Genomic DNA, 21,269 nt, shown 5'->3' with positions numbered 1-21,269 from the left:
CTACCCGCTGCCGGTCACTCCACTCGGGACTGGTGCTCCGGGCCCAGGGCGATCCGGGCCATGTCGGTGAGGGCGTCGTTGTCCGCGTGCCAGTAGCCGCTGTGGCCCGCCGCGTCGCCGGTGAAGACGCGGCCGCCGAAGTCCGGGTCTGTGGGGTTGCGTCCGAACCACAGGTATTCGTTGGGTTGCGGGTCCGGCCAGAGCGGGTCCGTCAGCAACGCCCGCGCGCGGTTGAACGGCTCCCGCCAGTCTGGCGCGAGGTAGGTGATCGGGTCGTCGGTCGCCGTGCTCGACCAGACGTGCTGCGGCGGCAGACCCAGCGCCGACGCGTGGTCGGTGCCCAGGCCCGGCGAGCCGATGAAGATCAGGTCGTCGGCGGCCAGGCCCGTGGTGCGCGCCGTCATGCCGACCGTCAGCGAGCCGTAGCTGTGCCCCACCACGCTCTGCTGCGCCGGCGGACCCTCATGGGTCGCGCGTAGGCCCTCCGCGAACTGGTGCAGCGCGGGACCCGCCGACCGCGCCTTCTCCGCGAACATCGCCTCGTCGAGAAAGGACGGCGCGTCGTAGTCGAGCCACAGCACCGCCGACGTGCGCTGGCTGGGGTCGACCGTCGCCGCGCGGGCGGCCAGCGCCTCGATGCGGCCCAGGTCGTCGCGGACGGCGCGCAGGTCGGCGGTCATGCCGGGCACGTAGGTAACAACGTTGTCCGCCGTGTCCGGGTCGCCGACCGCGATCACCACCCGGCCGTCGCCCGCCGTGTCCAGGCCGAGGAGATAGGCGCGCTCGCCCGTCTCCGCCGACAACCGGGTGGTGACCGCGTCGATCCCGGACATCAGCCCCACGAGCCGGTGGCTGGCGGCGACCGCGCCGTGCCGGGGCATCGCCGTCCTGACCGCCAGCGCCCGCTCCCGCACCAGCGCTGCCCGCTGCGCCGCGAGCAGCGACCGGTTGGCCTGATCCCGCGCGCCGACCGGGATGCCGTCGAGACGACCGACGTACGCCGGCTCGAACAGCACGAGCCACCGCCGCTCCGCATCGGTCAGCCCGGCCCACCACCGCCGCACCGCACCGGGCGGAGTGCCCACGGCCGGCCGGGACCTCGGGACACTGATCGGCCAGCCCGCGGCGGCCGCGGCACCCAGCCGATCCAGGTGCGCGGCCGTGGCGCGGTCGGCGTGCGTCGCCGCGTCGAGGGCGGCGGATATCCCGGCCCCGACCCGGTCGGCCGCGTGCAGCGCCGCCACCCGGTCGATCCCCGTGACCGTGACGTCCGGCGCCGTGCGGCCCGCTCGGTCGATCTCCACATGGGCCGGCCCGGCCGCCGCCACCGCGGCCGCGAGCATCCCGCGGGCCCGGGCCAGCGCGGCGGCGAAGCCGGCGAGCACCTGATCGGTCTCGACGAACGCCAGCCGCGCCGCGTCGAGCGGCTCGCGCAGCCGCCGCACGTGGCCGCCCGCCGCCGAACCGGCCGCGCCCCGCCACCCGTCGCTGACCCGCCCGGCCACCGCACCCAGCTCCTCGGCCCGCCGCCCGACCGCCACCGCCAGCCCGCCCCAGGCCGCACCCGCCGCCCGCCACGCCGCCGGATCGCACTGCCACAACTGCGCGTAGGTCACCATCACGAGACCCGGTGCAGCCGATGCGCGGCCCGCAGGTCGGCGTCCTCATAGGCGCCCGCCGCCTCCCGCAGCAGGCCGGCGGAGTGCGCGACCCGGGCCGCGGCCGTGCCCAACCCGGCTGACACCGCGCCGGCCAGGCAGGCCGACGCGACGCCCGACGACCACTCCGGCGCCGGCACCGACAAGCCGTCGGACGACACGGTGGCCAGCGAACGCGCCACCAGGTCGAGCTCGGCCGCCCGGTCGCGCAACAGGCCGGGCTCGACCCGCAGATCACCGTCCACGTCAACCTCCCAGGAATGGCGGATGACCCACGCTAGGGCGACGGCAAGCAGCGGAAACGGGCCTGTGGAAAACCAGGGCGGCGCGGCCGGCGGCGCTGTCCACAAGGCTTCCCCACCGCGTACACCGGGTGCTAATAGGCTTGACCGATGATCGTCGCTGTCGGGATCGACGTGGTCCTCGTCGAACGGTTCACCGGGGCGCTGTCCCGCACACCCCTCCTGGGTGACCGCCTCTTCACCGAGGCCGAGCGGTTCACCGGATCCGGCAATCAGCGTTCCCCGGAGTCGCTCGCGGCCCGGTTCGCGGCCAAGGAGGCCGTGGCCAAGGCGCTGGGCGCACCCGCCGGCCTGCGCTGGCACGACTGCGAGATCGTCACCGACCCGGACGGCCGGCCCTGGCTCACGGTCAGCGGGACGGTCGCCGCCGCGGCCGCCGAACGCGGCGTGAACCGCTGGCACCTGAGCCTCTCCCACGACGGCGGCATCGCCTCCGCGATGGTGGTGGCGGAGCAATGAGGCCGGCCTGGCGGGTCGCCGACGTGCGGGCGGCCGAAGACGCGCTGATGGCCCGCCTCCCGGAGGGCACCCTGATGCAACGCGCCGCCGCGGGCCTCGCCCGCCGCTGTGCGCTCCTTCTCGAGCAGGTGTACGGGTCGCACGTCACCCTCCTCGTCGGGGCGGGCAACAACGGCGGCGACGCCCTGTACGCGGGCGCCATCCTCGCCCGCCGCGGCGCCGCCGTCACGGCGGTGGTCCCCGACCGGGCGAAGGTCCACCAGGCCGGCCTCGACGCGCTGCGGCGAGCCGGCGGCCGGGCGCAGGACGGTTCACCACCCACTGTGGACCTGATCGTCGACGGCATCGTCGGCATCGGCGCCAAGGGCGGCCTGCGCAGCGGGGCCGCGACGATCCTGCACCGCACCCTGGAACGCCGCGGCCGGCACGGACAGCGCCCGACGATGGTCGCCGTCGACGTTCCCAGCGGCGTCGACGTCGACACGGGCGACGTACCCGGGAAAGCCGTCCAAGCCGACGTCACCGTCACCTTCGGCTGCCTGAAGCCGGCCCACGTGGTCGGCCCCGCCGCGCCCCTGTCCGGCGAGGTCGAGTTGGTCGACATCGGCCTGCGCCCCTGGCTGCGCGCCGATCCCGCGGTCCTCGTGCCGGACCGCGCCGACATCGTGCGGGCGCTGCCGGTGCACCGTCCGACCGACGAGAAGTACACGCGCGGTGTGGTCGGCGTCGCGACGGGCTCGGCGACGTACCCGGGTGCCGCGATCCTCTCCACGGCGGGCGCCCTGGCCGGACCTACCGGCATGGTCCGCTACGCCGGCAGCGCCCGCGAGTACGTCGTCCGGGCCCACCCCAGCGTGATCGCCACCGACCGGATCACCGACACCGGCCGCGTGCAGGCCTGGGTGGTCGGCAGCGGCCTGGGCACGGACGACGCCGCCGCGACCGCGCTGCGCACGGTGCTCGCCACCAGCCTGCCGGTCGTCCTCGACGCCGACGCCCTCAACCTGCTGGTCGGCGGCACGATGGCGGACCTGATGCGCGGGCGCAGCGCCCCGATGGTGCTGACACCGCACGACCGCGAGTTCGCCCGCCTGGCCGGCGAGGAGCCCGGCACCGACCGGGTCGGCGCGGCCCAGAAGCTGGCCGCCCACACCAACGCGGTGGTCCTGCTCAAGGGTGACCGCACGATCGTGGCCACGCCGAGCGGCACGGCGTACGCGAACCCGACCGGCTCGGCCGCCCTGGCCACCGGCGGCACCGGCGACGTCCTCGCCGGCCTGCTCGGCTCGCTGCTGGCCGGGGGCCTGCGCCCGGAAGTGGCGGCCGTCACAGCGGCCTACCTGCACGGCCTCGCGGGGCGGGAAGCGGCCCGCCACGGCCCGGTCACGGCCCCCGACGTCGCCACCGCCCTACGCCCCGTCATCCACGACCTCACGAGCGGGTGAACCGGAAAACGTCACTACCCACCAGTACGCTGGGCAGCATGTGGCAAGCCGAAGTCCGCGTCGACCTCGACGCGATCCGCGACAACGTGGCCCGGCTGCGCGCCGGCACGAGCGCCGCGGTGATGGCGGTCGTCAAGGGCGACGGTTACGGCCACGGCATGGTCCCGGCCGCCCGGGCGGCGCTGCAGGGCGGCGCGACCTGGCTCGGCGTCTGCACCCTCGACGAGGCCCTCGACCTGCGCCGGGCCGGCATCACCGCGCCCGTCCTGGCCTGGCTGCTCGCCCCCGGCCTGCCCCTGCACGAGGGCGTCGCCAACGACATCGACCTCAGCGCCGCCAGCCACGGCCAGCTCGACGAGATGATCACGGCGGCCCAGAAGGCGCAACGGCCCACGCGCGTTCACCTCAAGATCGACACCGGCCTGTCCCGCGGCGGCGCCACCGCCGACGACTGGCCCGCCCTCGTCGAGGCCGCCGCCAAGGCCCAGGCCGACGGCGCGATCGAGATCGTCGCCATCTGGAGCCATTTCGTCTACGCCGACGCGCCTGGCCACGAGACCATCGACCGCCAGCTCGAGGCGTTCCACGACGCGCTGGCCGTCGCCGAGCGGCTCGGCGTTCGCCCGCAGCTGCGCCACATCGCCAACTCGGCCGCCACGCTGACCCGCCCCGACGCCCACTTCGACCTCGTGCGGCCCGGCATCGCGGTCTACGGGCTCAGCCCGGTCCCCGGCGAGCAATACGGCCTGCGCCGCGCGATGACGGCCCGCGCCCGCGTGATGCTGACCAAGCGGGTCCCGGCCGGCACCGGCGTCTCCTACGGCCACACGTACACGACCGATCGCGAGACCACGCTCGCGGTCGTCCCGCTCGGCTACGCCGACGGCGTGCCCCGCCACGCCTCCAACGTCGGCCCGGTCGGCATCGCCGGCCGGCGGCACACCGTCGCCGGTCGGGTCTGCATGGACCAGATCGTCCTCGACGTCGGCGACCAGCCGGTCGCGCCCGGCGACGTCGCGACCCTGTTCGGCGCGGGCGAGCACGGCGAGCCCACCGCCGACGACTGGGCCGCCGCGATCGACACCATCAACTACGAGATCGTCACCCGGTTCGGGAGCAGTCGGACCCCACGGGTGTACGACGGCGAGGACGGTGAATGAGCACCCGACGCCGCGCGGGAATCGTCGGCGCGGTGGTCGGTCTGGCCGCGGCCGGGATCGCCACCGGGATCGCGGTCGAGCGTGCGGTCGTCCGCCGTTCGAAACGCGGCGTGGCTGACCCCTACGTGGACGAGCCCTTCGACCGACTGCCCTACGACGAGTCGCTCGCCGTCAACACCCCGGACGGCACCGACATCCACGTCGAGGTGGTCGAGCCGACGGTGGCCGATCCGGCGAAGGCGACCATCGTCTTCGTGCACGGCTTCTGCCTCGACATGGGCACGTTCCACTTCCAGCGCACCGCCCTCACCGCTCGCGGCGAGCACCGGATGGTCTTCTACGACCAGCCCGGCCACGGCCGCTCCGGCAAGCTGGAGACCGGCGAATACGAGCTGCCGGCGCTCGGCGAGACGCTGCACGCGGTGCTCAAGGAGACCGTCCCGGACGGCCCGCTGATCCTGGTCGGCCACTCGATGGGCGGCATGACCATCATGGCGTTCGCCGAGCTCTACCCCGAGTTCTTCGAGCACCGGGTGCAGGGCTGCGTGCTGATCGCCACCTCGGGCGGCCTCGTCGACGAGACCCGTCTCGGCCTGCCCGCGCTGATCGGCCGGGTCGGCGGCCCACTGTTGCCGCTGGTCAACAGCGCCACCCGGCTCACCGGCCCGGCCATCGACCGGGCCCGGATCGCCGCCACCGACCTGGCCTGGTTGCTGACCCGGCGGTACGGCTTCGGCGAGTCGCGCCCCAGCCCGTCGCTGGTGTCCTATGTGGAGAAGATGAACGCGCGCACCTCGGTCGACACCGTCGCCCGCTACCTGCGCACGCTCTTCACCCACGCCCGCTACCCGGCGCTGGTGGCCCTGGAACGCACCCCGACCGTCATCATCGTCGGCGACAAAGACATGATCACGCCGGTCGCGCACTCCGAGGAGATCCTCCGGCACCTGCCGGACGCCGAGTTCGTGAAAATCAACAACAGCGGACACGTCGTCATGCTCGAACGCGCCGACGAGGTGAACGCGACGCTCATCGCCTTCCTGGAGAAGATCGCTACATGATCGAGCTGACCACCGTTGACGACACCCGGGCGTTCGGCGCGCGGTTGGCCGGGCTGCTGCGCGCCGGCGACCTGGTCGTGCTCACCGGCCCGCTCGGCGCCGGCAAGACCGCGCTGGTGCAAGGCATCGGCGCGGGCCTGCACGTGCGGGGCGACATCACCTCGCCGACGTTCGTGATCGCCCGGGTGCACCGGCCCGACCGCGAGCAGGGCGGCACCGTCCCGCTCGTGCACGCCGACGCATACCGGATCGGCGCCTCGGCCGACCCGCTCGCCGAGATCGACGGGCTCGACCTCGACGCCTCGATGGACGACGCGGTCACCGTCGTGGAGTGGGGCGAGGGCATCGTGGAGCAACTGCGCGACGACCATCTGCGGGTACGCATCGACCGGCGCGACGACGACACCCGCACGGTGGAGCTCGAGCCGGCCGGCGGCGACTGGGCCGCCCGGATCGCGACCCTCACGCAGGACGCCCGGTGAACCTGACCGACCTGCTGCCGACCGAGTGGCAGACGGCGCTCGCGCCGCACCTCGACCCGGCCGCGACCGCCGACCTGGGCGCCTTCGTGGCCGCCGAGTACGCCGCGTCCACGGTGTTCCCGCCGCTGCCCGACCTGTTCACCGCCTACCGGCTCTGCCCGCCGGCCGACACCCGGGTGGTGATCCTGGGTCAGGACCCCTACCACAAGGCCGGCCAGGCACACGGGCTCAGCTTCAGCGTGCAGGCGGGCGTACGCGTGCCGCCGTCCCTGCGCAACGTCTACAAGGAGCTGGCCGCCGACCTCGGCGCCGCCGCACCCGACGGTGGTGACCTGCGTGGCTGGGCGACGCAAGGGGTGCTGCTGCTCAACGCGGTGCTGACGGTGCGCGAGGGTGCCGCGGGTTCCCACGCCAACAAGGGCTGGGAGGTGTTCACCGATGCCACCATCAAGGCGCTGCAGGACCAGCCCGAGCGGGTGGTGTTCCTGCTCTGGGGCGGCTACGCCCGCAAGAAGGCGGCCCTGGTCACGAACCCGGCGCACGTGGTGGTGGAGGCCGGCCACCCGAGCCCGCTCAACCCGCGCGGCTTCCTCGGCAGCCGCCCGTTCAGCGCGGCCAACAAGGCCCTGGCCGACGCGGGCCTCACCCCCATCGACTGGAGCCGTTCGGCGCCCGCCTAGCCAGGGGGTCTGTCGCGAAGTGCTGACCAGGCTGCGGCGGACCCAGGCGCCGCCTGGAACCACGCCAGTCACGGTGCCGCCTGGGCCTCGCCTCGCTCCGGCCCGCACTTCGCGACAGACCCTCACCGGATAAGGTGCATATCGTGCTTGCTCTCGTCGTCGACACCTCCACCCAGGCCGTGCTGGCCGGCGTGGTGGAGGTCACCGCGACCGACATTGTCGTGCGGTCCACCCAGCGCGTGGTCGACCGCCGGCCGCAGCACGGCGAGCGGATGGCACCCGCGATCGATCTCGTGCTCGAACAGGCCGGCGCGACCGTCCGCGACCTGGGCGCGATCATCGCCGGCACCGGCCCCGGTCCGTTCACCGGCCTGCGGGTCGGCCTCGTCACCGCGGCCAGCATGGGCCAGGCGCTGTCCGTACCCGCGTACGGAGTGTGCTCCCTCGACGCGATCGGCGGCGTTCCCGGTCAGGTCACCCTCGTCGCCACCGACGCACGCCGGCGCGAGGTCTACTGGGCGCTGTACGACCAGGACGGCGCCCGGCGCGCGGGCCCGCACGTCGACCAGCCCGCGCGGGTGGCCGAACTGGCCGCCGGCGCCACCGTGGCGGTCGGCGAGGGCGCGCAGGTCTACGCGGACCAGATCGGGCTCAAGGTGCTCGACGAGCCCCGCTACCCGCGGGTCGAGGCCTTCGCCGAGCTGGCCGCCGACCGGGTCCGCGCCGGTGCGCCCAGCGAGCCGCTCACCCCGCTCTACCTCCGCCGCCCGGACGCCGTCGCGGCGGGAGGGCACAAGCCGGTGCTGCGGTGACCGTCACCCTCAGCCGGCTGCGCTGGTGGCACATCGCCGCGCTGCTGCCGATCGAGCAGGACCTGTTCGGCGACGAGAAATGGTCGGCCGGCATGTTCTGGAACGAGCTGTCCAGCGGCCACTTCTATCTGGTCGCCGAGGACGGCGACCAGATTGTCGGCTACGGCGGCCTCGCGGTCAACGGCGACGAGGCGTGGATCCAGAACATCGCGGTGCGCCGGGACGCCCAGCGCCGGGGAATCGGCCGCCGGATGCTCGAGGCGCTGCTGGCGGAGGCCGAGCGGCAGCACGCCCGGGCCGTGCTGCTGGAGGTCGCGGTCGACAACGCCCCGGCCCAGAAGCTCTACGCCACCTACGGTTTCGAGCCGATCGGCGTACGCCGAGGCTATTACCAACCCAGTAACACCGACGCGCTGGTGATGAGACGTGACTGACGAACCCCTGGTCCTCGGGATCGAGACCTCCTGCGACGAGACCGGCGTGGGCATCGTGCGCGGCACGACGCTGCTCGCCGACGCGCTCGCGTCCAGTGTGGACCTGCACGCCCGGTTCGGCGGCGTGGTCCCCGAGGTGGCCAGCCGGGCGCACCTCGAGGCCATGGTGCCGACCATGCAGCGCGCGCTCGACGAGGCCGGCGTGACGCTGGCTGACGTGGACGCGATCGCCGTCACCGCCGGCCCCGGCCTGGCCGGTGCGCTGCTCGTCGGCGTCGCCGCCGCCAAGGGCTACGCGATCGCCGCCGAGAAGCCGGTCTACGGCGTCAACCACCTGGCCGCGCACGTCGCGGTGGACACCTTGGAGCACGGTCCGCTGCCCGAACCGGCGATCGCGCTGCTGGTCTCCGGTGGCCACTCGTCGCTGCTGCTGGTCGACGACCTGGCCGGCGGCGTGGTGCCGCTCGGCTCGACGATCGATGACGCGGCGGGTGAGGCGTTCGACAAGGTGGCCCGGCTGCTCGGCATGCCGTTCCCCGGCGGCCCGCCGATCGACCGCGCGGCCCGCGATGGGCAGGCCACGATCGCCTTCCCGCGCGGCCTGACCGCCGCCAAGGACCAGGCGGCGCACCGGTTCGACTTCTCGTTCTCCGGACTCAAGACCGCGGTGGCCCGGTGGGTCGAGGCGCGCGAGCGCGCCGGCGAGCCGGTGCCGGTCAACGACGTGGCGGCGTCCTTCCAGGACGCGGTCTGCGACGTGCTGACCGCCAAGGCGGTCGACGCCTGCCGGCAGCACGGCGTCGAGACGCTGGTGATCGGCGGCGGCGTGGCCGCCAACTCCCGGCTGCGCGCGCTGGCCGAACAGCGGGCGGCGAAGGCCGGCATCACGGTGCGGGTCCCGCGGCCGAAGCTGTGCACCGACAACGGCGCGATGGTCGCCGCGCTCGGGTCGCACCTGGTGGCGGCGGGGGTCCGGCCCAGCCGGCTGGATCTGCCGGCCGACTCAGCGATGCCGTTGACGCTCGTGAGTGTGTAGTGTCCGGCAACGTGATCGTGCGCATGTGGGAGGCCCGCGCCGAACCCGGCCGCCTGCCCGCCCTGGTCGAGTGGGTCTGCGACACGGCCCTCCCGCGGATCGAGGTCAACCCGCTGCACATCACCAGCGAGGTCTTCTCGTCGTCGGATGACCGGTGCGTCGTGATTTCCAGATGGCGCGGCGAGCCCGAGCGGCTGACCGCCCCGCCGCCGCTGCTCGTGGCCAGGCCACCGCACGAGTGGGACTTCACCCAGGTAGACCGATAATCGGTGGCGCCGCCCGAAGTTGATCATTTAACTTCGGCCATGCTATGCGGCCCTTACCTGTCGCCGATCCCGGCGAGCCCGACGTCCGGTCGGCCACCAGATACCTCCTGTGGCTGGCGGCCCGAAACTGGCGTCCGCTGTCCGCGGCGATCGCCTTCGCCACGCTCTGGATGGTCAGCCAGGCGTTCGTCCCGGCGACCGTCGGGCGGGCGATCGACGCCGGCCTGACCACCCGCGACCCCGGCGGGCTGCTCCGCTGGGGCGCCGTGCTGCTCGGCCTCGGTGTGGTCACCGGCGTGACCGGCATCCTGCGCCACCGGATGGCCGCGTTCAACTGGCTCTCCGCCGCCTACCGCACCGTCCAGCTCACCGTCCGGCAGGCCAACCGGGTCGGCGCCACGCTGCCCAAGCGGCTCGCGACCGGTGAGGTGGTCAGCATCGGCACCTCCGACATCAACCACATCGGCGGCGCCCTCGACATCACCGCGCGCGGCACCGGCTCGCTGGTCGCCGTGGTGACCGTCGGCGTGATCCTGTTCCACACGTCGGTGCCGCTGGGCCTGGTGGTCGTGCTGGGCGTGCCGGTGATGATGCTCGTCGCCGGCGGGCTGATCAAGCCGCTGCAACGCCGCCAGCAGGTCTACCGCGACCAGGAGGGCAAGCTGACGACCCGGGCCGGCGACATCGTCGGTGGCCTGCGCGTGCTGCGCGGCGTCGGTGGCGAGTCGACCTTCGCCGGCCGCTACCGGGCCGAGTCGCAGGATCTCCGGTCCGCCGGTGTACGCGTCGCGCGGATCGAGTCGCTGCTGGCCGCGTCCGAGATCCTGCTACCGGGCATGTTCCTGGTGCTGGTCACCTGGCTCGGCGCCCGGTTCGCGCTGCGCGGCGAGATCACCGCCGGCGAGCTGGTCGCGCTCTACGGCTACACGGCCTTCCTGGTCAGCCCGCTGCGCCAGCTCACCGAGGCGATCGACCGGATTACCAAGGGGCACGTGGCCGCCCGCCGGGTGGTGCGGATGTTCACCCTCGAGCCCGAGTTCCGCTCGCCGCCGGCGCCCGTGACCGCCGCGCCCGGGCCGCTGGCCGACCCGGAGTCCGGGCTCACCGTCCAACCCGGACGGTTCACGGCGGTGGCCGCCAAGGATCCCGGCGAGGCGGCCGCGATCGCCGACCGGCTCGGCCGGTTCGCCGACGGCGCGGTCACGCTGTCCGGCGTACCCCTGGCGGACCTCGACCTGACCGACGTGCGGGAGCGGATCCTGGTGGCCGACAACGACGCGCGGCTGTTCGCCGGGCCGCTGCGGGCCGAGCTCGACCCGTGGGCCGCGGGCGATGCCGCGATCGGCCGCGCGCTCGACACCGCGAGCGCCGGCGACGTGGTCGACGCGCTGCCGGACGGGCTCGACGCCGTCGTCGCCGAACGCGGCCGGGAGTTCTCCGGCGGCCAGCAGCAGCGGCTCAAGCTGGCCCGGGCGCTGGTCGCCGACCCCGAGACGCTGGTGCTGGTCGAGCCGACCAGCGCGGTCGACGCACACACCGAGGCGCGGATCGCCGCCCGGCTCGGCGCGGCCCGCACCGGCCGCACGACGGTCGTCTGCACCACCAGCCCGCTGGTGCTCGACCGGGCCGACGAGGTGGCCTTCGTCGCCGACGGCCGCGTCGTCGCCGCCGGCACCCACCGGGAGCTCCTGCGCAACCGGCCCGACTACGCGGCCGCGGTGACCAGAGAGGAAGACGAATGAGCGAGCGCAGCGAGCGAATCAGCCGGCTCAGTCGCGCGGGCTCGAGCCGGGCCTCGCGAAGCGAGGCGCGAGCATGAGCGGGCAGCTACCGGTCGCGGACGCGCGCGAGGTGCGGCGTTACGCGCGTCGACTGGTCCGGCGCCACCCGCGACAGCTCGGGCTCGTCCTCGGCCTGCACGGCCTGGCCGCCGTCGCGGGGCTGGTCGCGCCCAGGCTGCTGGGCAACCTGGTCGAGGGTCTGCACGCCGGCACCAGCACGCGCACCGTCGACGAGATCGCGCTGGCGATCGCCGGCTTCGTCGTGACACAGGCCGTGCTGACGCGGTTCGCCACGTTCTGGTCCGCGCGGCTCGGCGAGCGGGTGCTGGCGGAACTGCGCGAGGAGTTCGTCGACCGGATCCTCGCCATCCCACTGTCCACGGTGGAGCGCGCCGGCACGGGCGACCTGCTCACCCGCACCTCGCGCGACGTCTCGGCCCTGTCGCACAGCGTGCGCTTCGCGATGCCGGAGACGCTGATCGCGATCGTCACCGCCGCGTTCGTGGTCGGCGCGATCATGCTCACCAGCCCGCTGCTGGCGCTGCCGTGTCTCGTCGCGGTGCCGATGCTCTGGTACGGCACCCGCTGGTACCTGCGCCGGGCGCCGGCCGGCTACCTGCGGGAGAACGCGGCCTACTCCGACATCACCGACGGCATCAGCGAGACCGTCGAGGGATCCCGGACCACCGAGGCGCTGCGCCTGCAGGACCGCCGCCGCGCCCGCACCGACGGCGACATCGCCCGCTCCTTCGCGGCGGAGCGCTACACGCTGATGCTGCGCACCGTTTGGTTCCCGATCGTCGAGGTCGGCTACGTGGTGCCCGTGGTGGCGACCCTGCTCGCCGGCGGCTGGTTCTATCTCGAGGGCTGGGTGACGCTGGGCGAGGTGACCGCGGCGACGCTCTACGTGCAGGCGCTGGTCGACCCGCTCGACCGGTTGCTGTCCTGGCTCGACGAGCTGCAGGTCGGCGGCGCCTCGCTGGCGCGCCTGCTCGGCGTCGCCGGCGATCCCGCGCCGGTCGACACCGAGGCGCCGGCGCCGCGGGGCGAGCGCCTGGTGGCCACGGACGTGCGATACGCCTATGTGGAGGGTCGTGACGTCCTGCACGGCATCGACCTGGTCGTCGAGCCCGGCGAACGGCTGGCCATGGTCGGCCCGTCCGGCGCCGGCAAGTCGACGTTGGGCCGCCTGCTGGCGGGCATCCACGCACCGACGGCCGGCTCCGTCACCGTCGGCGGCGTGCCGCTGGCCGAGCTGCCGCTCGACGAGCTGCGCTCGCACGTCGCCCTGGTGACCCAGGAACACCACGTGTTCATCGGCACCGTCCGCGACAACCTGGTGATGGCCAAGCCGGGCGCCACCGACGACGAGGTGCGCTCGGCGCTGGCCGCGGTCGACGCGCTCGACTGGGTCGCCGCGCTGCCGTCCGATTTGGACACCGTGGTCGGCACCGGCGGCCACCCGGTGCCGCCGGCCCAGGCCCAGCAGCTCGCGCTGGCCCGGCTGGTGCTGGCCGACCCGCACACGCTGGTGCTCGACGAGGCCACCTCGCTGATCGACCCGCGGGCTGCCCGGCACCTGGAGCGGTCACTTGCCGCTGTGCTGCAGGGACGCACGGTGATCGCGATCGCGCACCGGCTGTTCTCGGCACACGACGCCGATCGGGTCGCGGTCGTCGAGGACGGGCGGATCACGGAGTTGGGTTCCCACGCCGAGTTGGTCGCGGCCGGGGGTTCCTACGCGGCGCTCTGGGAGTCGTGGCACGGCACCGACGGGCATTCGAGCCAGAAACGGCGAGAAAGTCCTTATTCGACGGTGGCGTAACTGGTCGTCCTTAACGGGTCACGGCCATGTAGAGCGCGAGTAACAACAAGGTCACGGCTGCGATTGCGAACAGCACAATCAGGTCACGGCGGACTGGGAGAGGCTTCTCAGGAAGCGGCGGAAGATCGCTGGTCACGACCGCTAGATCACGCAGAGTGCGGGCGTTGTAGGCATTTCCGACACGGTCCGTGAACTCGTCCAACGACAGTCGGCCGACCGCGGTGTGGCGCTGTAGCAGCTCGACCACGCGCTGTCGATCGTCGTCCGACGCACGAGTATCCAAAGTCAACCTATCCCCTCTCCGCGGGCGAAAGCGTACGCTCTGAGAGCGCTTTCTCGCCTCGTACGAACGCGCTGAAGCCGGTTCCAGTGCCGTGACCGGATCGTTACGGCAGCGTGTCGACCGCGCGAGGTTGCTCAACAAATGCGCGAGTATTTTGTGTTTCGGATCGCGAGGGTCCGGGAGGTCAACACTGCCGTTCGCCCCCGCGCGGTCCGCTCAACGGCCATGAAGGAGTCCAAGGTTATGCGTAACCGATTTCTGTCGGTCGCCGTCGCAGCTGCGGCTGTCGGCGCACTGGCACTTGCGGGTTGTGGGTCTGATGACTCAGGCAGCGGCGACGCTGCCGGCGGCGGAGGCGCCGCCAAGAAGGTCGGCGTGATCCTGCCCGACGCCGCGACCTCGCCGCGTTGGGAGGCCAACGACCGCCCGCTGCTCAAGGCCGCCTTCGACAGCGCGGGCATTACGGCCAACATCCAGAACGCCGACGGTGACAAGGCCAAGTTCGGCACCCTCTGCGACAGCATGATCAACGAGGGCGTGTCCGTCCTCCTGATCGTCAACCTCGACTCTGACTCCGGCAGCGCCTGCCTGAAGAAGGCACAGGGCGCCGGCATCAAGACGATCGACTACGACCGCCTGACCCTCGGCGGCGAGGCCTCGTACTACGTCTCCTTCGACAACGTCCAGGTCGGCAAGCTGATGGGCGAAGGCCTCACCAAGTGCCTGACCGACGACGGCAAGACCAAGGCCAACATCGTTCAGATCAACGGTGACCCGACCGACAACAACGCCGCGCTGTTCAAGCAGGGCTACGTCGAGGCGCTGAAGCCGAAGGTGGACAGCGGCGACTACAAGATCGTCGGTGACCAGACCGGTAACTGGGACGCCACCAAGGCCGGCACCGCGTTCGAGCAGCTCTACACGCAGAACGGCGGCAAGGTCGACGGCATCATCTCGGCCAACGACACCATGGCGCAGGGCATCATCGCGCGTCTGACCGCCAACAAGATCAACGGCAAGGTCCCGGTGACCGGCCAGGACGCCAGCAAGGAAGGCCTGCAGGCCATCCTCTCCGGCAACCAGTGCATGACGGTCTACAAGGCCATCAAGAAGGAGGCCGACACGGCCTCCAAGCTGGCGATCGCGCTGATCAACGGCGAGACCCCGGGCAGCGACCTGGTCAACGGCTCGGTCAAGGACACCGTCCTGAACAAGGACGTCCCGTCCGCGCTGGCCACCCCGCAGGCCATCTACAAGGACTCCGTCAAGGACGTCATCGCTGACGGCTTCTGGAAGGCCAGCGACATCTGCACCGGCCAGTACGCCGCGCTCTGCACGTCCGCGGGCGTTCAGTAACCAATGCCGAAGGGCCCGGCAGGGATGACCTGCCGGGCCCTCTGGGCGCTTAAGGCCACGGTTACTGCCGGGCCGGGAAACAACTAGTGAGGTGACCATGACGGTGCCGGAGGGCGCTGCGGCTACGGCGACGGCGACGGAGGACGCCGCGCCGATCCTGTCGCTGCGCGGGATCAACAAGAGCTTCGGTGCGGTCCACGTCCTGCAGGACGTGGACTTCGATGCATATGCGGGACAGGTGACCGCGCTGGTCGGCGACAACGGCGCGGGCAAGAGCACTCTGATCAAGGGGATCGCCGGCAGCCAGCCGTTCGATTCGGGGGAGTACGTCTTCGACGGCAAGCACGTCACGGTGACGAACCCCAAGCACGCCAACGACCTCGGCATCGAGGTCGTCTACCAGGACCTGGCGCTCTGCGACAACCTGGACATCGTCGACAACCTGTTCCTCGGCCGCGAGGTCACGAAGAACGGCATCCTCGACGAGGCGACCATGGAGCGCCGGGCTCAGGAGACGCTGGCCGGCCTCTCGGTCCGCACGGTCAAGTCGATCCGCCAGGTGGTCGCGAGCCTCTCCGGTGGCCAGCGCCAGACGGTGGCGATCGCCCGCGCGGTGATCTGGAACTCCAAGCTGGTCGTGCTCGACGAGCCGACCGCGGCGCTGGGCGTCGCGCAGACCGAGCAGGTCCTGCGGTTGGTGCGCCAGTTGGCCGACAACGGCCTGGCGGTCGTGCTGATCAGCCACAACCTCAACGACGTGTTCCAGGTGGCCGACCGCATCTCGGTCCTCTACCTGGGTCGCATGGCGGCACAGATGAAGGCCAAGGACGTGAAGAGCAACCAGGTCGTCGAGGTCATCACGACCGGTCGGTCGGATGCCATCGGCGGCATCACCAACGGCAACGGGGAGTTGAAATGACCGCCCCGACGAAGGTCGAGACGCCCGAGGAGCACGTCGAGCCGACGGCACCGACCAACCCGCTGTTCGCCGCGTTCGGCAACTGGTGGGCCCGGGTCCGCGGCGGCGACGCCGGCTCCCTGCCCGCGCTGCTCGGCATCATCGCGCTCGTCATCGTGTTCGCGGCGTTGCGACCCAACACGTTCACCAACGCGTTCAACTTCGCCAACCTGATCCACCAGGCGGCGGCCGTCATCGTCATCGCGATGGGCCTGGTCTTCGTCCTGTTGCTGGGTGAGATCGACCTGTCCGCCGGTTACACGGCGGGCACGGCGGCGGCGGTGATGGGCGTGGTGGTCACCCGCTGGGGCTGGTCCTGGCCGGTGGGCCTGCTGGCCTGTCTGGTCACCGGCGCCGTGGTGGGCCTGCTGATCGGTCTCCTGGTCGCGAAGCTCGGCATCCCGTCGTTCGTCGTGACCCTGGCGGCGTTCCTGGCGCTGCAGGGCGTGCTGCTCCAGTTGATCGGCGAGGGCGGCACGATCGCGATCCGCGACGAGACGCTGCGCGCGATCAACAACAACGACATGCCGGTCTGGTTGGGCTGGGCCCTGTTCGCCCTGGTCGTCGGTGGCTACGCGGCCATCGTGCTGCGGCGCAACGTGAAGCGGCGGGCCAGCGGCCTGACGTACGAGGCGATCCAGGTGACCTTCGCCAAGATCGCCGCCCTGGCGGTGCTGCTCGGTCTGGCCACCTACTGGCTCAGCGTCGAGCGCAGCCGCAACCCCGCGATCACCTCGCTCAAGGGCGTGCCGATCGTGGTGGCGGTGCTGCTGGTCCTGCTGGTCGGCCTGACCTTCGTGCTCACCAAGACGTCGTTCGGGCGGCACGTCTACGCGGTCGGCGGCAACGCCGAAGCGGCCCGCCGCGCCGGCATCAACGTGGGCATGGTCAAGCTGGCCTGCTTCATGATCGCCTCGACGCTGGCCGCGGTCGGCGGCATCATGCTCGCCAGCCGCGACAACTCGATCTCGCCCGGCACCGGCGGCGCCTCGACCCTGCTCTACGCGGTGGGCGCGGCCGTCATCGGCGGCACGAGCCTCTTCGGCGGCAAGGGCCGGATCGTGGACGCCATCCTCGGTGGCTTCGTGATCGCGATCATCATCAACGGCATGGGCCTGCTCAACCAGCCCTCCGCCGTGGTCTACATGGTGACGGGCCTGGTCCTCCTGGTGGCGGCAAGCGTCGACGCGATCTCGCGCCGGCGTGCCCGGTCCACCGGTCGGGTCTGACGACGGTCGACAAGGCCCGGTGGCTTCGGCCACCGGGCCTTTCGCCTTGAATGGGCTAAGCGGTGGCGATGGCCGCCACCGCGGCGCCGGTCAGGTTGACCAGGTCCGTCGGGGACAGCTCCACCTGCAGGCCGCGCTTGCCGGCCGAGACGAAGATGGTCTCGTGGCCCATGGCCGACTCGTCCAGGACGATCGGCAGCCGGGAACGCTGGCCCAGCGGCGAGATCCCGCCCGTCACGTAGCCCGTCGCCCGCTCGGCCGCGGCCGGCTCGGCCATCGCAGCCTTCTTGCCGCCCAGTGCCGCCGCCAGTGCCTTCAGGTCCAGTGAGCGGGCCACCGGCACGATGCCCACGCCCAGCTGGCCGTCGACGCTGGCGACCAGGGTCTTGAACACCCGGGGCGGGTCGATGCCCAACGCCGCCGCCACCGCCTCGCCGTACGCCGGTGTCTTCGGGTCGACCTCGTACGGATGCGTCGTGAACGGCACCTTCTCGCGCGTCAGCACCACCGTCGCGGGAGTTCCCTGGGCTCGTTTGGCCACCAGCAAAGGCTATAAGGCCACCGGCTGGGCCAGCACGGCGACCTGAGCACCCGCCACCCGGGTCAGCAGCAGCGAGGTCGATGCCGTCCCGGACAGCCGCAGGTCGCGGCGCAACTGGGCCGGGTCGAGGGCCGAGCCGCGCTTGAGGATCTCCACGGTGCCGATCCCGCGGTTCCGCAGCTCGGCCCGCAGCCGCTTGAGGGAGAACGGCAGCACGTCGGTCACCCGGAAGCAGCGGGCGAAGCCCGTCGGCACCGCCGCCGAGGCCCAGACGTACGCGATGGTCAGGTCGCCCAGGTGGCCGTCGACCAGCGCGGCGAACTCGGCGACCAGCCCGGCCCGGACCACGGCGCCGTCGGGGTCGTAGAGGAACTCCGCCACCGGGCCGACCGGAGCGGCCTGGACGCCCGAGCCGGTCAGCTCGCCCGCCACCCCGCCGCGCAGCACGGTCGCCCGGCGCGGCACCGCCGCCAGCGCGCCGCACCACAGCGTCGCCTCGACCACCTCGCGGTCGACGCTGACCAGCTCGATCTCGGCGCCGGCGGGCACGCGGGCCTGGTCGAACCCGGGCGCCACCTTGACCGCCAGCCGCGGCACCCGGGCGGCCAGGCCCTCGACGAAGTCCCACGGCGGCGAGTAGGCGGCCGGGTCGAACACCCGGCGGCCGCCCGTCGAGCGGCGGGCCGGGTCGCAGAACACCGCGTCGAAACCGCTGACGTCGAAGGTCACGGCGTCGCCCTCGACGACGGAGAAGAGGCCGGCCCCGTTGGCGGCCGCGACCGCGGCCGTCGTCTCGTCGCGCTCGACGCCGACCACCCGCATGCCGGCCCGGGCCGCGGCCAGCGAGTCCGCCCCGATCCCGCAACCCAGGTCGACCAGCGACCGGACGCCGGCCGCGACCAGCCGGGCCGCCCGCCGCTGCGCCACCACCGCGCGGGTCGCCTGCTCCAGCCCCGCCCGGGTGAAGAACATGTGACCCGCGTCGGCGCCGAACTTCGCGACCGCCTGCCGGCGTAGCGTGGCCTGCGTGAGTGCCGCCGCGGCCAGGTCGGGTGGCACGCCGGCGGCACGCAGCGCGGCGGCCGCGGCCAGCGGGTCACCGCCGGCCAGCGAAGCGGCCGCGGACAGGGCGGCCTCACCATCGGGGGTACGCAGGGCAGCCAGGCTCACACACCGATTCTCCCGGGTGTGGCGCGTTGGCACTCTCCTTGACGGAGTGCTAGTCGCGGAATAACCTGCGATTAGCACTCTCGGTCTGAGGGTGCCAACAACGCCAGGCAGGCCCGGCACCCGCGACGACGGACCCGCCCTGGTGGCATGAGGCAAATTGGCGCCGGCCGGATCCTCGGCCGGTTACGAACCTGATACCCCAGGAGGGTATGCCCGTGACTACCGCGACCAAGGTTGCGATCAAGCCGCTCGAGGACCGCATCCTCGTCCAGGCCAACGAGGCCGAGACGACCACGGCGTCGGGCATCGTGATCCCCGACACCGCCAAGGAGAAGCCGCAAGAGGGCACCGTCATCGCCGTCGGCCCGGGCCGGATCGACGACAACGGCAACCGCGTCCCGGTTGACGTCAAGGTCGGCGACACGGTGATCTACTCGAAGTACGGCGGCACCGAGGTCAAGTACGCCGGCGAGGAGTACCTGGTGCTCTCCGCCCGCGACGTCCTCGCGGTCATCGAGAAGTAAGCGACCAGAAGCTGAAGTGCGCGTCGCCCCGGACCGGTTCTGCCCGGGCCGGGGCCTCGCGCGTTTGAAGGGACTTTAAATGGCGAAGATCCTGAGCTTCTCGGACGACGCCCGGCACCTGCTCGAGCACGGCGTCAACACCCTCGCGGACACGGTCAAGGTCACCCTCGGCCCGCGCGGGCGCAACGTCGTCCTCGACAAGAAGTTCGGCGCTCCGACGATCACCAACGATGGCGTGACCATCGCCAAGGAGATCGAGCTCACCAACCCCTACGAGAACCTGGGCGCTCAGCTCGTCAAGGAGGTGGCGACCAAGACCAACGACGTGGCGGGTGACGGCACCACCACCGCGACGGTCCTGGCCCAGGCGATGGTCCGCGAGGGCCTGCGCAACGTGGCCGCCGGTGCCAACCCGAGCGACCTCAAGCGCGGCATCGACGCGGCTGCCAACGCGGTGTCCGAGGCGCTGCTCGGCAAGGCCTCCGACGTCGACACCAAGGGCTCCATCGCCAACGTCGCCACCATCTCGGCCCAGGACGCCACCATCGGCGAACTGATCTCCGAGGCGATGGAGAAGGTCGGCCGCGACGGTGTCATCACCGTCGAGGAAGGCTCGACGCTGGCCACCGAGCTGGAGGTCACCGAGGGTCTGCAGTTCGACAAGGGCTACATCTCCCCGCACTTCGTGACCGACCCGGAGTCGCAGGAGGCCGTCCTCGACGAGCCGTACATCCTGATCACCACCCAGAAGATCTCCGCGGTCGAGGAGCTGCTCCCGCTGCTGGAGAAGGTCGTCCAGGCCGGCAAGCCGCTGCTGCTCGTGGCCGAGGACGTCGAGGGCCAGGCGCTCGCGACGCTCGCGGTCAACGCCGTGCGCAAGACCCTGAAGATCGCCGCCGTCAAGGCGCCGGGCTTCGGTGACCGGCGCAAGGCGATGCTGCAGGACATGGCGATCCTGACCGGTGGCGAGGTGATCGCCCCCGAGCTCGGCTACAAGCTCGACCAGGTCGGCCTCGACCAGCTCGGTTCGGCCCGCCGCATCGTCATCGACAAGGACAACACCACCGTTGTCGACGGCCGGGGCAACGACACCGAGGTCGCCGAGCGGATCTCGCAGATCCGCAAGGAGATCGAGGCGTCGGACTCCGACTGGGACAAGGAGAAGCTGGCCGAGCGGCTCGCGAAGCTGTCCGGCGGCATCGCGGTGATCAAGGCCGGCGGCGCCACCGAGGTGGAGCTCAAGGAGCGCAAGCACCGCATCGAGGACGCGATCGCCGCCACCAAGGCCGCGGTCGAGGAGGGCACGGTCCCGGGCGGCGGCGCCGCCCTGGCGCAGATCACCACCGTCCTCGACGGCGACCTGGGCCTGACCGGCGACCAGAAGACCGGCGTCTCGATCGTCCGCAAGGCGCTCAACGAGCCGCTGCGCTGGATCGCCGAGAACGCCGGCCACGACGGTTACGTCATCGTGGAGAAGGTCCGCGAGAAGGGCTGGGGCCACGGCCTCAACGCCGCGACCGGCGAGTTCGTCGACCTGGGCAAGGCCGGCATCATCGACCCGGTCAAGGTGACCCGCAACGCGGTGCTCAACGCCGCGTCGATCGCCGGCCTGCTGCTCACCACCGAGAGCCTGGTGGTCGAGAAGCCGGAGAAGGCGGAGCCCGCCGAGGGCGGTCACGGCCACGGACACGGCCACCAGCACGGTCCTGGTTGCCGGCAGATCGTCGCCTCGGTGCTGCGCCGCGCCGACGAGCCGGGTGAGGCGCTGGCCTACTGGACGTCGCGCTACGGCCGCACGATCCCGAAG

At 72.2% G+C, this 21,269-nt stretch carries 22 protein-coding genes; 17 read left to right on the top strand and 5 right to left on the bottom strand.

What is annotated here, in order from left to right; all coding sequences use genetic code 11:
• Positions 1–14: 14 nt before the first annotated feature.
• Together AB0H87_RS07710 and AB0H87_RS07705 are read right to left on the bottom strand one after the other, a co-directional pair.
• The gene (locus tag AB0H87_RS07710; RefSeq protein ID WP_360141337.1) at positions 15–1,619 is read right to left on the bottom strand and encodes an alpha/beta hydrolase; all 1,605 of its coding nucleotides are present in this window, start codon (positions 1,617–1,619) and stop codon (positions 15–17) included.
• Complete coding sequence (locus tag AB0H87_RS07705) at positions 1,619–1,903, bottom strand: hypothetical protein (RefSeq protein WP_360141334.1); 285 nt, start codon at positions 1,901–1,903, stop codon at positions 1,619–1,621. The genes AB0H87_RS07710 and AB0H87_RS07705 overlap by 1 nt, the downstream gene beginning before the upstream one ends.
• 147 nt (positions 1,904–2,050) lie before the next feature.
• Here AB0H87_RS07705 and AB0H87_RS07700 point away from each other — a divergent pair, with 147 nt between their 5' ends.
• The 12 genes from AB0H87_RS07700 to AB0H87_RS07645 all read left to right on the top strand — a co-directional run bounded on the left by AB0H87_RS07700 (position 2,051) and on the right by AB0H87_RS07645 (position 13,401).
• Positions 2,051–2,419, top strand: a complete 369-nt coding sequence (locus AB0H87_RS07700; RefSeq protein ID WP_360141331.1) for a holo-ACP synthase — start codon at positions 2,051–2,053, stop codon at positions 2,417–2,419.
• Complete coding sequence (locus AB0H87_RS07695; protein ID WP_360141328.1) at positions 2,416–3,864, top strand: NAD(P)H-hydrate dehydratase; 1,449 nt, start codon at positions 2,416–2,418, stop codon at positions 3,862–3,864. The genes AB0H87_RS07700 and AB0H87_RS07695 overlap by 4 nt, the downstream gene beginning before the upstream one ends.
• A gap of 38 nt (positions 3,865–3,902) precedes the next feature.
• Entirely contained in the window at positions 3,903–5,024 is a 1,122-nt protein-coding gene (gene alr / locus AB0H87_RS07690) for an alanine racemase (RefSeq protein WP_360141325.1), read from the top strand.
• Entirely contained in the window at positions 5,021–6,085 is a 1,065-nt protein-coding gene (locus AB0H87_RS07685) for an alpha/beta hydrolase (protein WP_360141322.1), read from the top strand. Before alr ends, AB0H87_RS07685 begins: the two co-directional genes overlap by 4 nt.
• Entirely contained in the window at positions 6,082–6,567 is a 486-nt protein-coding gene (gene tsaE, locus AB0H87_RS07680) for a tRNA (adenosine(37)-N6)-threonylcarbamoyltransferase complex ATPase subunit type 1 TsaE (RefSeq protein WP_360141319.1), read from the top strand. Before AB0H87_RS07685 ends, tsaE begins: the two co-directional genes overlap by 4 nt.
• Complete coding sequence (gene ung / locus AB0H87_RS07675) at positions 6,564–7,247, top strand: uracil-DNA glycosylase (RefSeq protein WP_360141316.1); 684 nt, start codon at positions 6,564–6,566, stop codon at positions 7,245–7,247. The genes tsaE and ung overlap by 4 nt, the downstream gene beginning before the upstream one ends.
• A 143-nt stretch (positions 7,248–7,390) precedes the next feature.
• Positions 7,391–8,059 (top strand): tRNA (adenosine(37)-N6)-threonylcarbamoyltransferase complex dimerization subunit type 1 TsaB, encoded by a 669-nt coding sequence (gene tsaB / locus AB0H87_RS07670; protein ID WP_360141313.1) that lies wholly within the window; start codon positions 7,391–7,393, stop codon positions 8,057–8,059.
• Positions 8,056–8,493, top strand: a complete 438-nt coding sequence (gene rimI / locus AB0H87_RS07665; RefSeq protein WP_360141310.1) for a ribosomal protein S18-alanine N-acetyltransferase — start codon at positions 8,056–8,058, stop codon at positions 8,491–8,493. The genes tsaB and rimI overlap by 4 nt, the downstream gene beginning before the upstream one ends.
• Positions 8,486–9,529, top strand: coding sequence for a tRNA (adenosine(37)-N6)-threonylcarbamoyltransferase complex transferase subunit TsaD (gene tsaD, locus AB0H87_RS07660; RefSeq protein WP_360141307.1), 1,044 nt, complete (start codon positions 8,486–8,488; stop codon positions 9,527–9,529). The genes rimI and tsaD overlap by 8 nt, the downstream gene beginning before the upstream one ends.
• Before the next feature lie 11 nt (positions 9,530–9,540).
• On the top strand, positions 9,541–9,795 hold the full coding sequence (locus AB0H87_RS07655; RefSeq protein ID WP_360141304.1) for a hypothetical protein: 255 nt from the start codon (positions 9,541–9,543) through the stop codon (positions 9,793–9,795).
• Between the two features lie 44 nt (positions 9,796–9,839).
• Positions 9,840–11,537, top strand: a complete 1,698-nt coding sequence (locus tag AB0H87_RS07650) for an ABC transporter ATP-binding protein (protein ID WP_360141301.1) — start codon at positions 9,840–9,842, stop codon at positions 11,535–11,537.
• A 73-nt stretch (positions 11,538–11,610) separates the two neighbouring features.
• The gene (locus AB0H87_RS07645; RefSeq protein ID WP_360141298.1) at positions 11,611–13,401 is read left to right on the top strand and encodes an ABC transporter ATP-binding protein; all 1,791 of its coding nucleotides are present in this window, start codon (positions 11,611–11,613) and stop codon (positions 13,399–13,401) included.
• Between the two features lie 10 nt (positions 13,402–13,411).
• Here the strand turns inward: AB0H87_RS07645 and AB0H87_RS07640 are convergent, their stop codons facing one another.
• Positions 13,412–13,684 (bottom strand): DUF1707 domain-containing protein, encoded by a 273-nt coding sequence (locus AB0H87_RS07640; protein WP_360141295.1) that lies wholly within the window; start codon positions 13,682–13,684, stop codon positions 13,412–13,414.
• 243 nt (positions 13,685–13,927) lie between these two features.
• Between AB0H87_RS07640 and AB0H87_RS07635 the strand changes: the two genes are divergently transcribed.
• The 3 genes from AB0H87_RS07635 (at position 13,928) to AB0H87_RS07625 (ending at position 17,227) form a co-directional block, all read left to right on the top strand.
• On the top strand, positions 13,928–15,040 hold the full coding sequence (locus tag AB0H87_RS07635) for a substrate-binding domain-containing protein (RefSeq protein WP_360141292.1): 1,113 nt from the start codon (positions 13,928–13,930) through the stop codon (positions 15,038–15,040).
• Between the two features lie 97 nt (positions 15,041–15,137).
• The gene (locus tag AB0H87_RS07630) at positions 15,138–15,959 is read left to right on the top strand and encodes an ATP-binding cassette domain-containing protein (protein WP_360141289.1); all 822 of its coding nucleotides are present in this window, start codon (positions 15,138–15,140) and stop codon (positions 15,957–15,959) included.
• Positions 15,956–17,227 (top strand): ABC transporter permease, encoded by a 1,272-nt coding sequence (locus tag AB0H87_RS07625; protein WP_360141286.1) that lies wholly within the window; start codon positions 15,956–15,958, stop codon positions 17,225–17,227. The genes AB0H87_RS07630 and AB0H87_RS07625 overlap by 4 nt, the downstream gene beginning before the upstream one ends.
• A gap of 55 nt (positions 17,228–17,282) precedes the next feature.
• Here the strand turns inward: AB0H87_RS07625 and ybaK are convergent, their stop codons facing one another.
• The gene (gene ybaK / locus AB0H87_RS07620) at positions 17,283–17,768 is read right to left on the bottom strand and encodes a Cys-tRNA(Pro) deacylase (protein WP_360141283.1); all 486 of its coding nucleotides are present in this window, start codon (positions 17,766–17,768) and stop codon (positions 17,283–17,285) included.
• 9 nt (positions 17,769–17,777) lie between these two features.
• Positions 17,778–18,938 (bottom strand): methyltransferase domain-containing protein, encoded by a 1,161-nt coding sequence (locus tag AB0H87_RS07615; protein WP_360141280.1) that lies wholly within the window; start codon positions 18,936–18,938, stop codon positions 17,778–17,780.
• 209 nt (positions 18,939–19,147) lie between these two features.
• Here AB0H87_RS07615 and groES point away from each other — a divergent pair, with 209 nt between their 5' ends.
• Together groES and groL are read left to right on the top strand one after the other, a co-directional pair.
• On the top strand, positions 19,148–19,462 hold the full coding sequence (groES, locus tag AB0H87_RS07610; RefSeq protein ID WP_116067010.1) for a co-chaperone GroES: 315 nt from the start codon (positions 19,148–19,150) through the stop codon (positions 19,460–19,462).
• 79 nt (positions 19,463–19,541) lie between these two features.
• A partial coding sequence (gene groL, locus AB0H87_RS07605; protein WP_360141276.1) for a chaperonin GroEL occupies positions 19,542–21,269 on the top strand: 1,728 nt, incomplete at its 3' end.

The sequence above is a fragment of the Asanoa sp. NPDC050611 genome, assembly GCF_040654855.1.
GTDB lineage: Bacteria > Actinomycetota > Actinomycetes > Mycobacteriales > Micromonosporaceae > Asanoa.
This window is presented reverse-complemented; position numbering and strand designations above follow the sequence as displayed.

Coding starts and splice junctions, on each gene's coding strand:
- AB0H87_RS07710 (WP_360141337.1), bottom strand. CDS start 1,619: ATGGTGACCTACGCGCAGTTGTGGCAGTGCGATCCGGCGGCGTGGCGG.
- AB0H87_RS07700 (WP_360141331.1), top strand. CDS start 2,051: ATGATCGTCGCTGTCGGGATCGACGTGGTCCTCGTCGAACGGTTCACC.
- AB0H87_RS07695 (WP_360141328.1), top strand. CDS start 2,416: ATGAGGCCGGCCTGGCGGGTCGCCGACGTGCGGGCGGCCGAAGACGCG.
- alr (WP_360141325.1), top strand. CDS start 3,903: ATGTGGCAAGCCGAAGTCCGCGTCGACCTCGACGCGATCCGCGACAAC.
- AB0H87_RS07685 (WP_360141322.1), top strand. CDS start 5,021: ATGAGCACCCGACGCCGCGCGGGAATCGTCGGCGCGGTGGTCGGTCTG.
- tsaE (WP_360141319.1), top strand. CDS start 6,082: ATGATCGAGCTGACCACCGTTGACGACACCCGGGCGTTCGGCGCGCGG.
- AB0H87_RS07650 (WP_360141301.1), top strand. CDS start 9,840: ATGCGGCCCTTACCTGTCGCCGATCCCGGCGAGCCCGACGTCCGGTCG.
- AB0H87_RS07645 (WP_360141298.1), top strand. CDS start 11,611: ATGAGCGGGCAGCTACCGGTCGCGGACGCGCGCGAGGTGCGGCGTTAC.
- AB0H87_RS07635 (WP_360141292.1), top strand. CDS start 13,928: ATGCGTAACCGATTTCTGTCGGTCGCCGTCGCAGCTGCGGCTGTCGGC.
- AB0H87_RS07630 (WP_360141289.1), top strand. CDS start 15,138: ATGACGGTGCCGGAGGGCGCTGCGGCTACGGCGACGGCGACGGAGGAC.
- AB0H87_RS07625 (WP_360141286.1), top strand. CDS start 15,956: ATGACCGCCCCGACGAAGGTCGAGACGCCCGAGGAGCACGTCGAGCCG.
- groES (WP_116067010.1), top strand. CDS start 19,148: ATGCCCGTGACTACCGCGACCAAGGTTGCGATCAAGCCGCTCGAGGAC.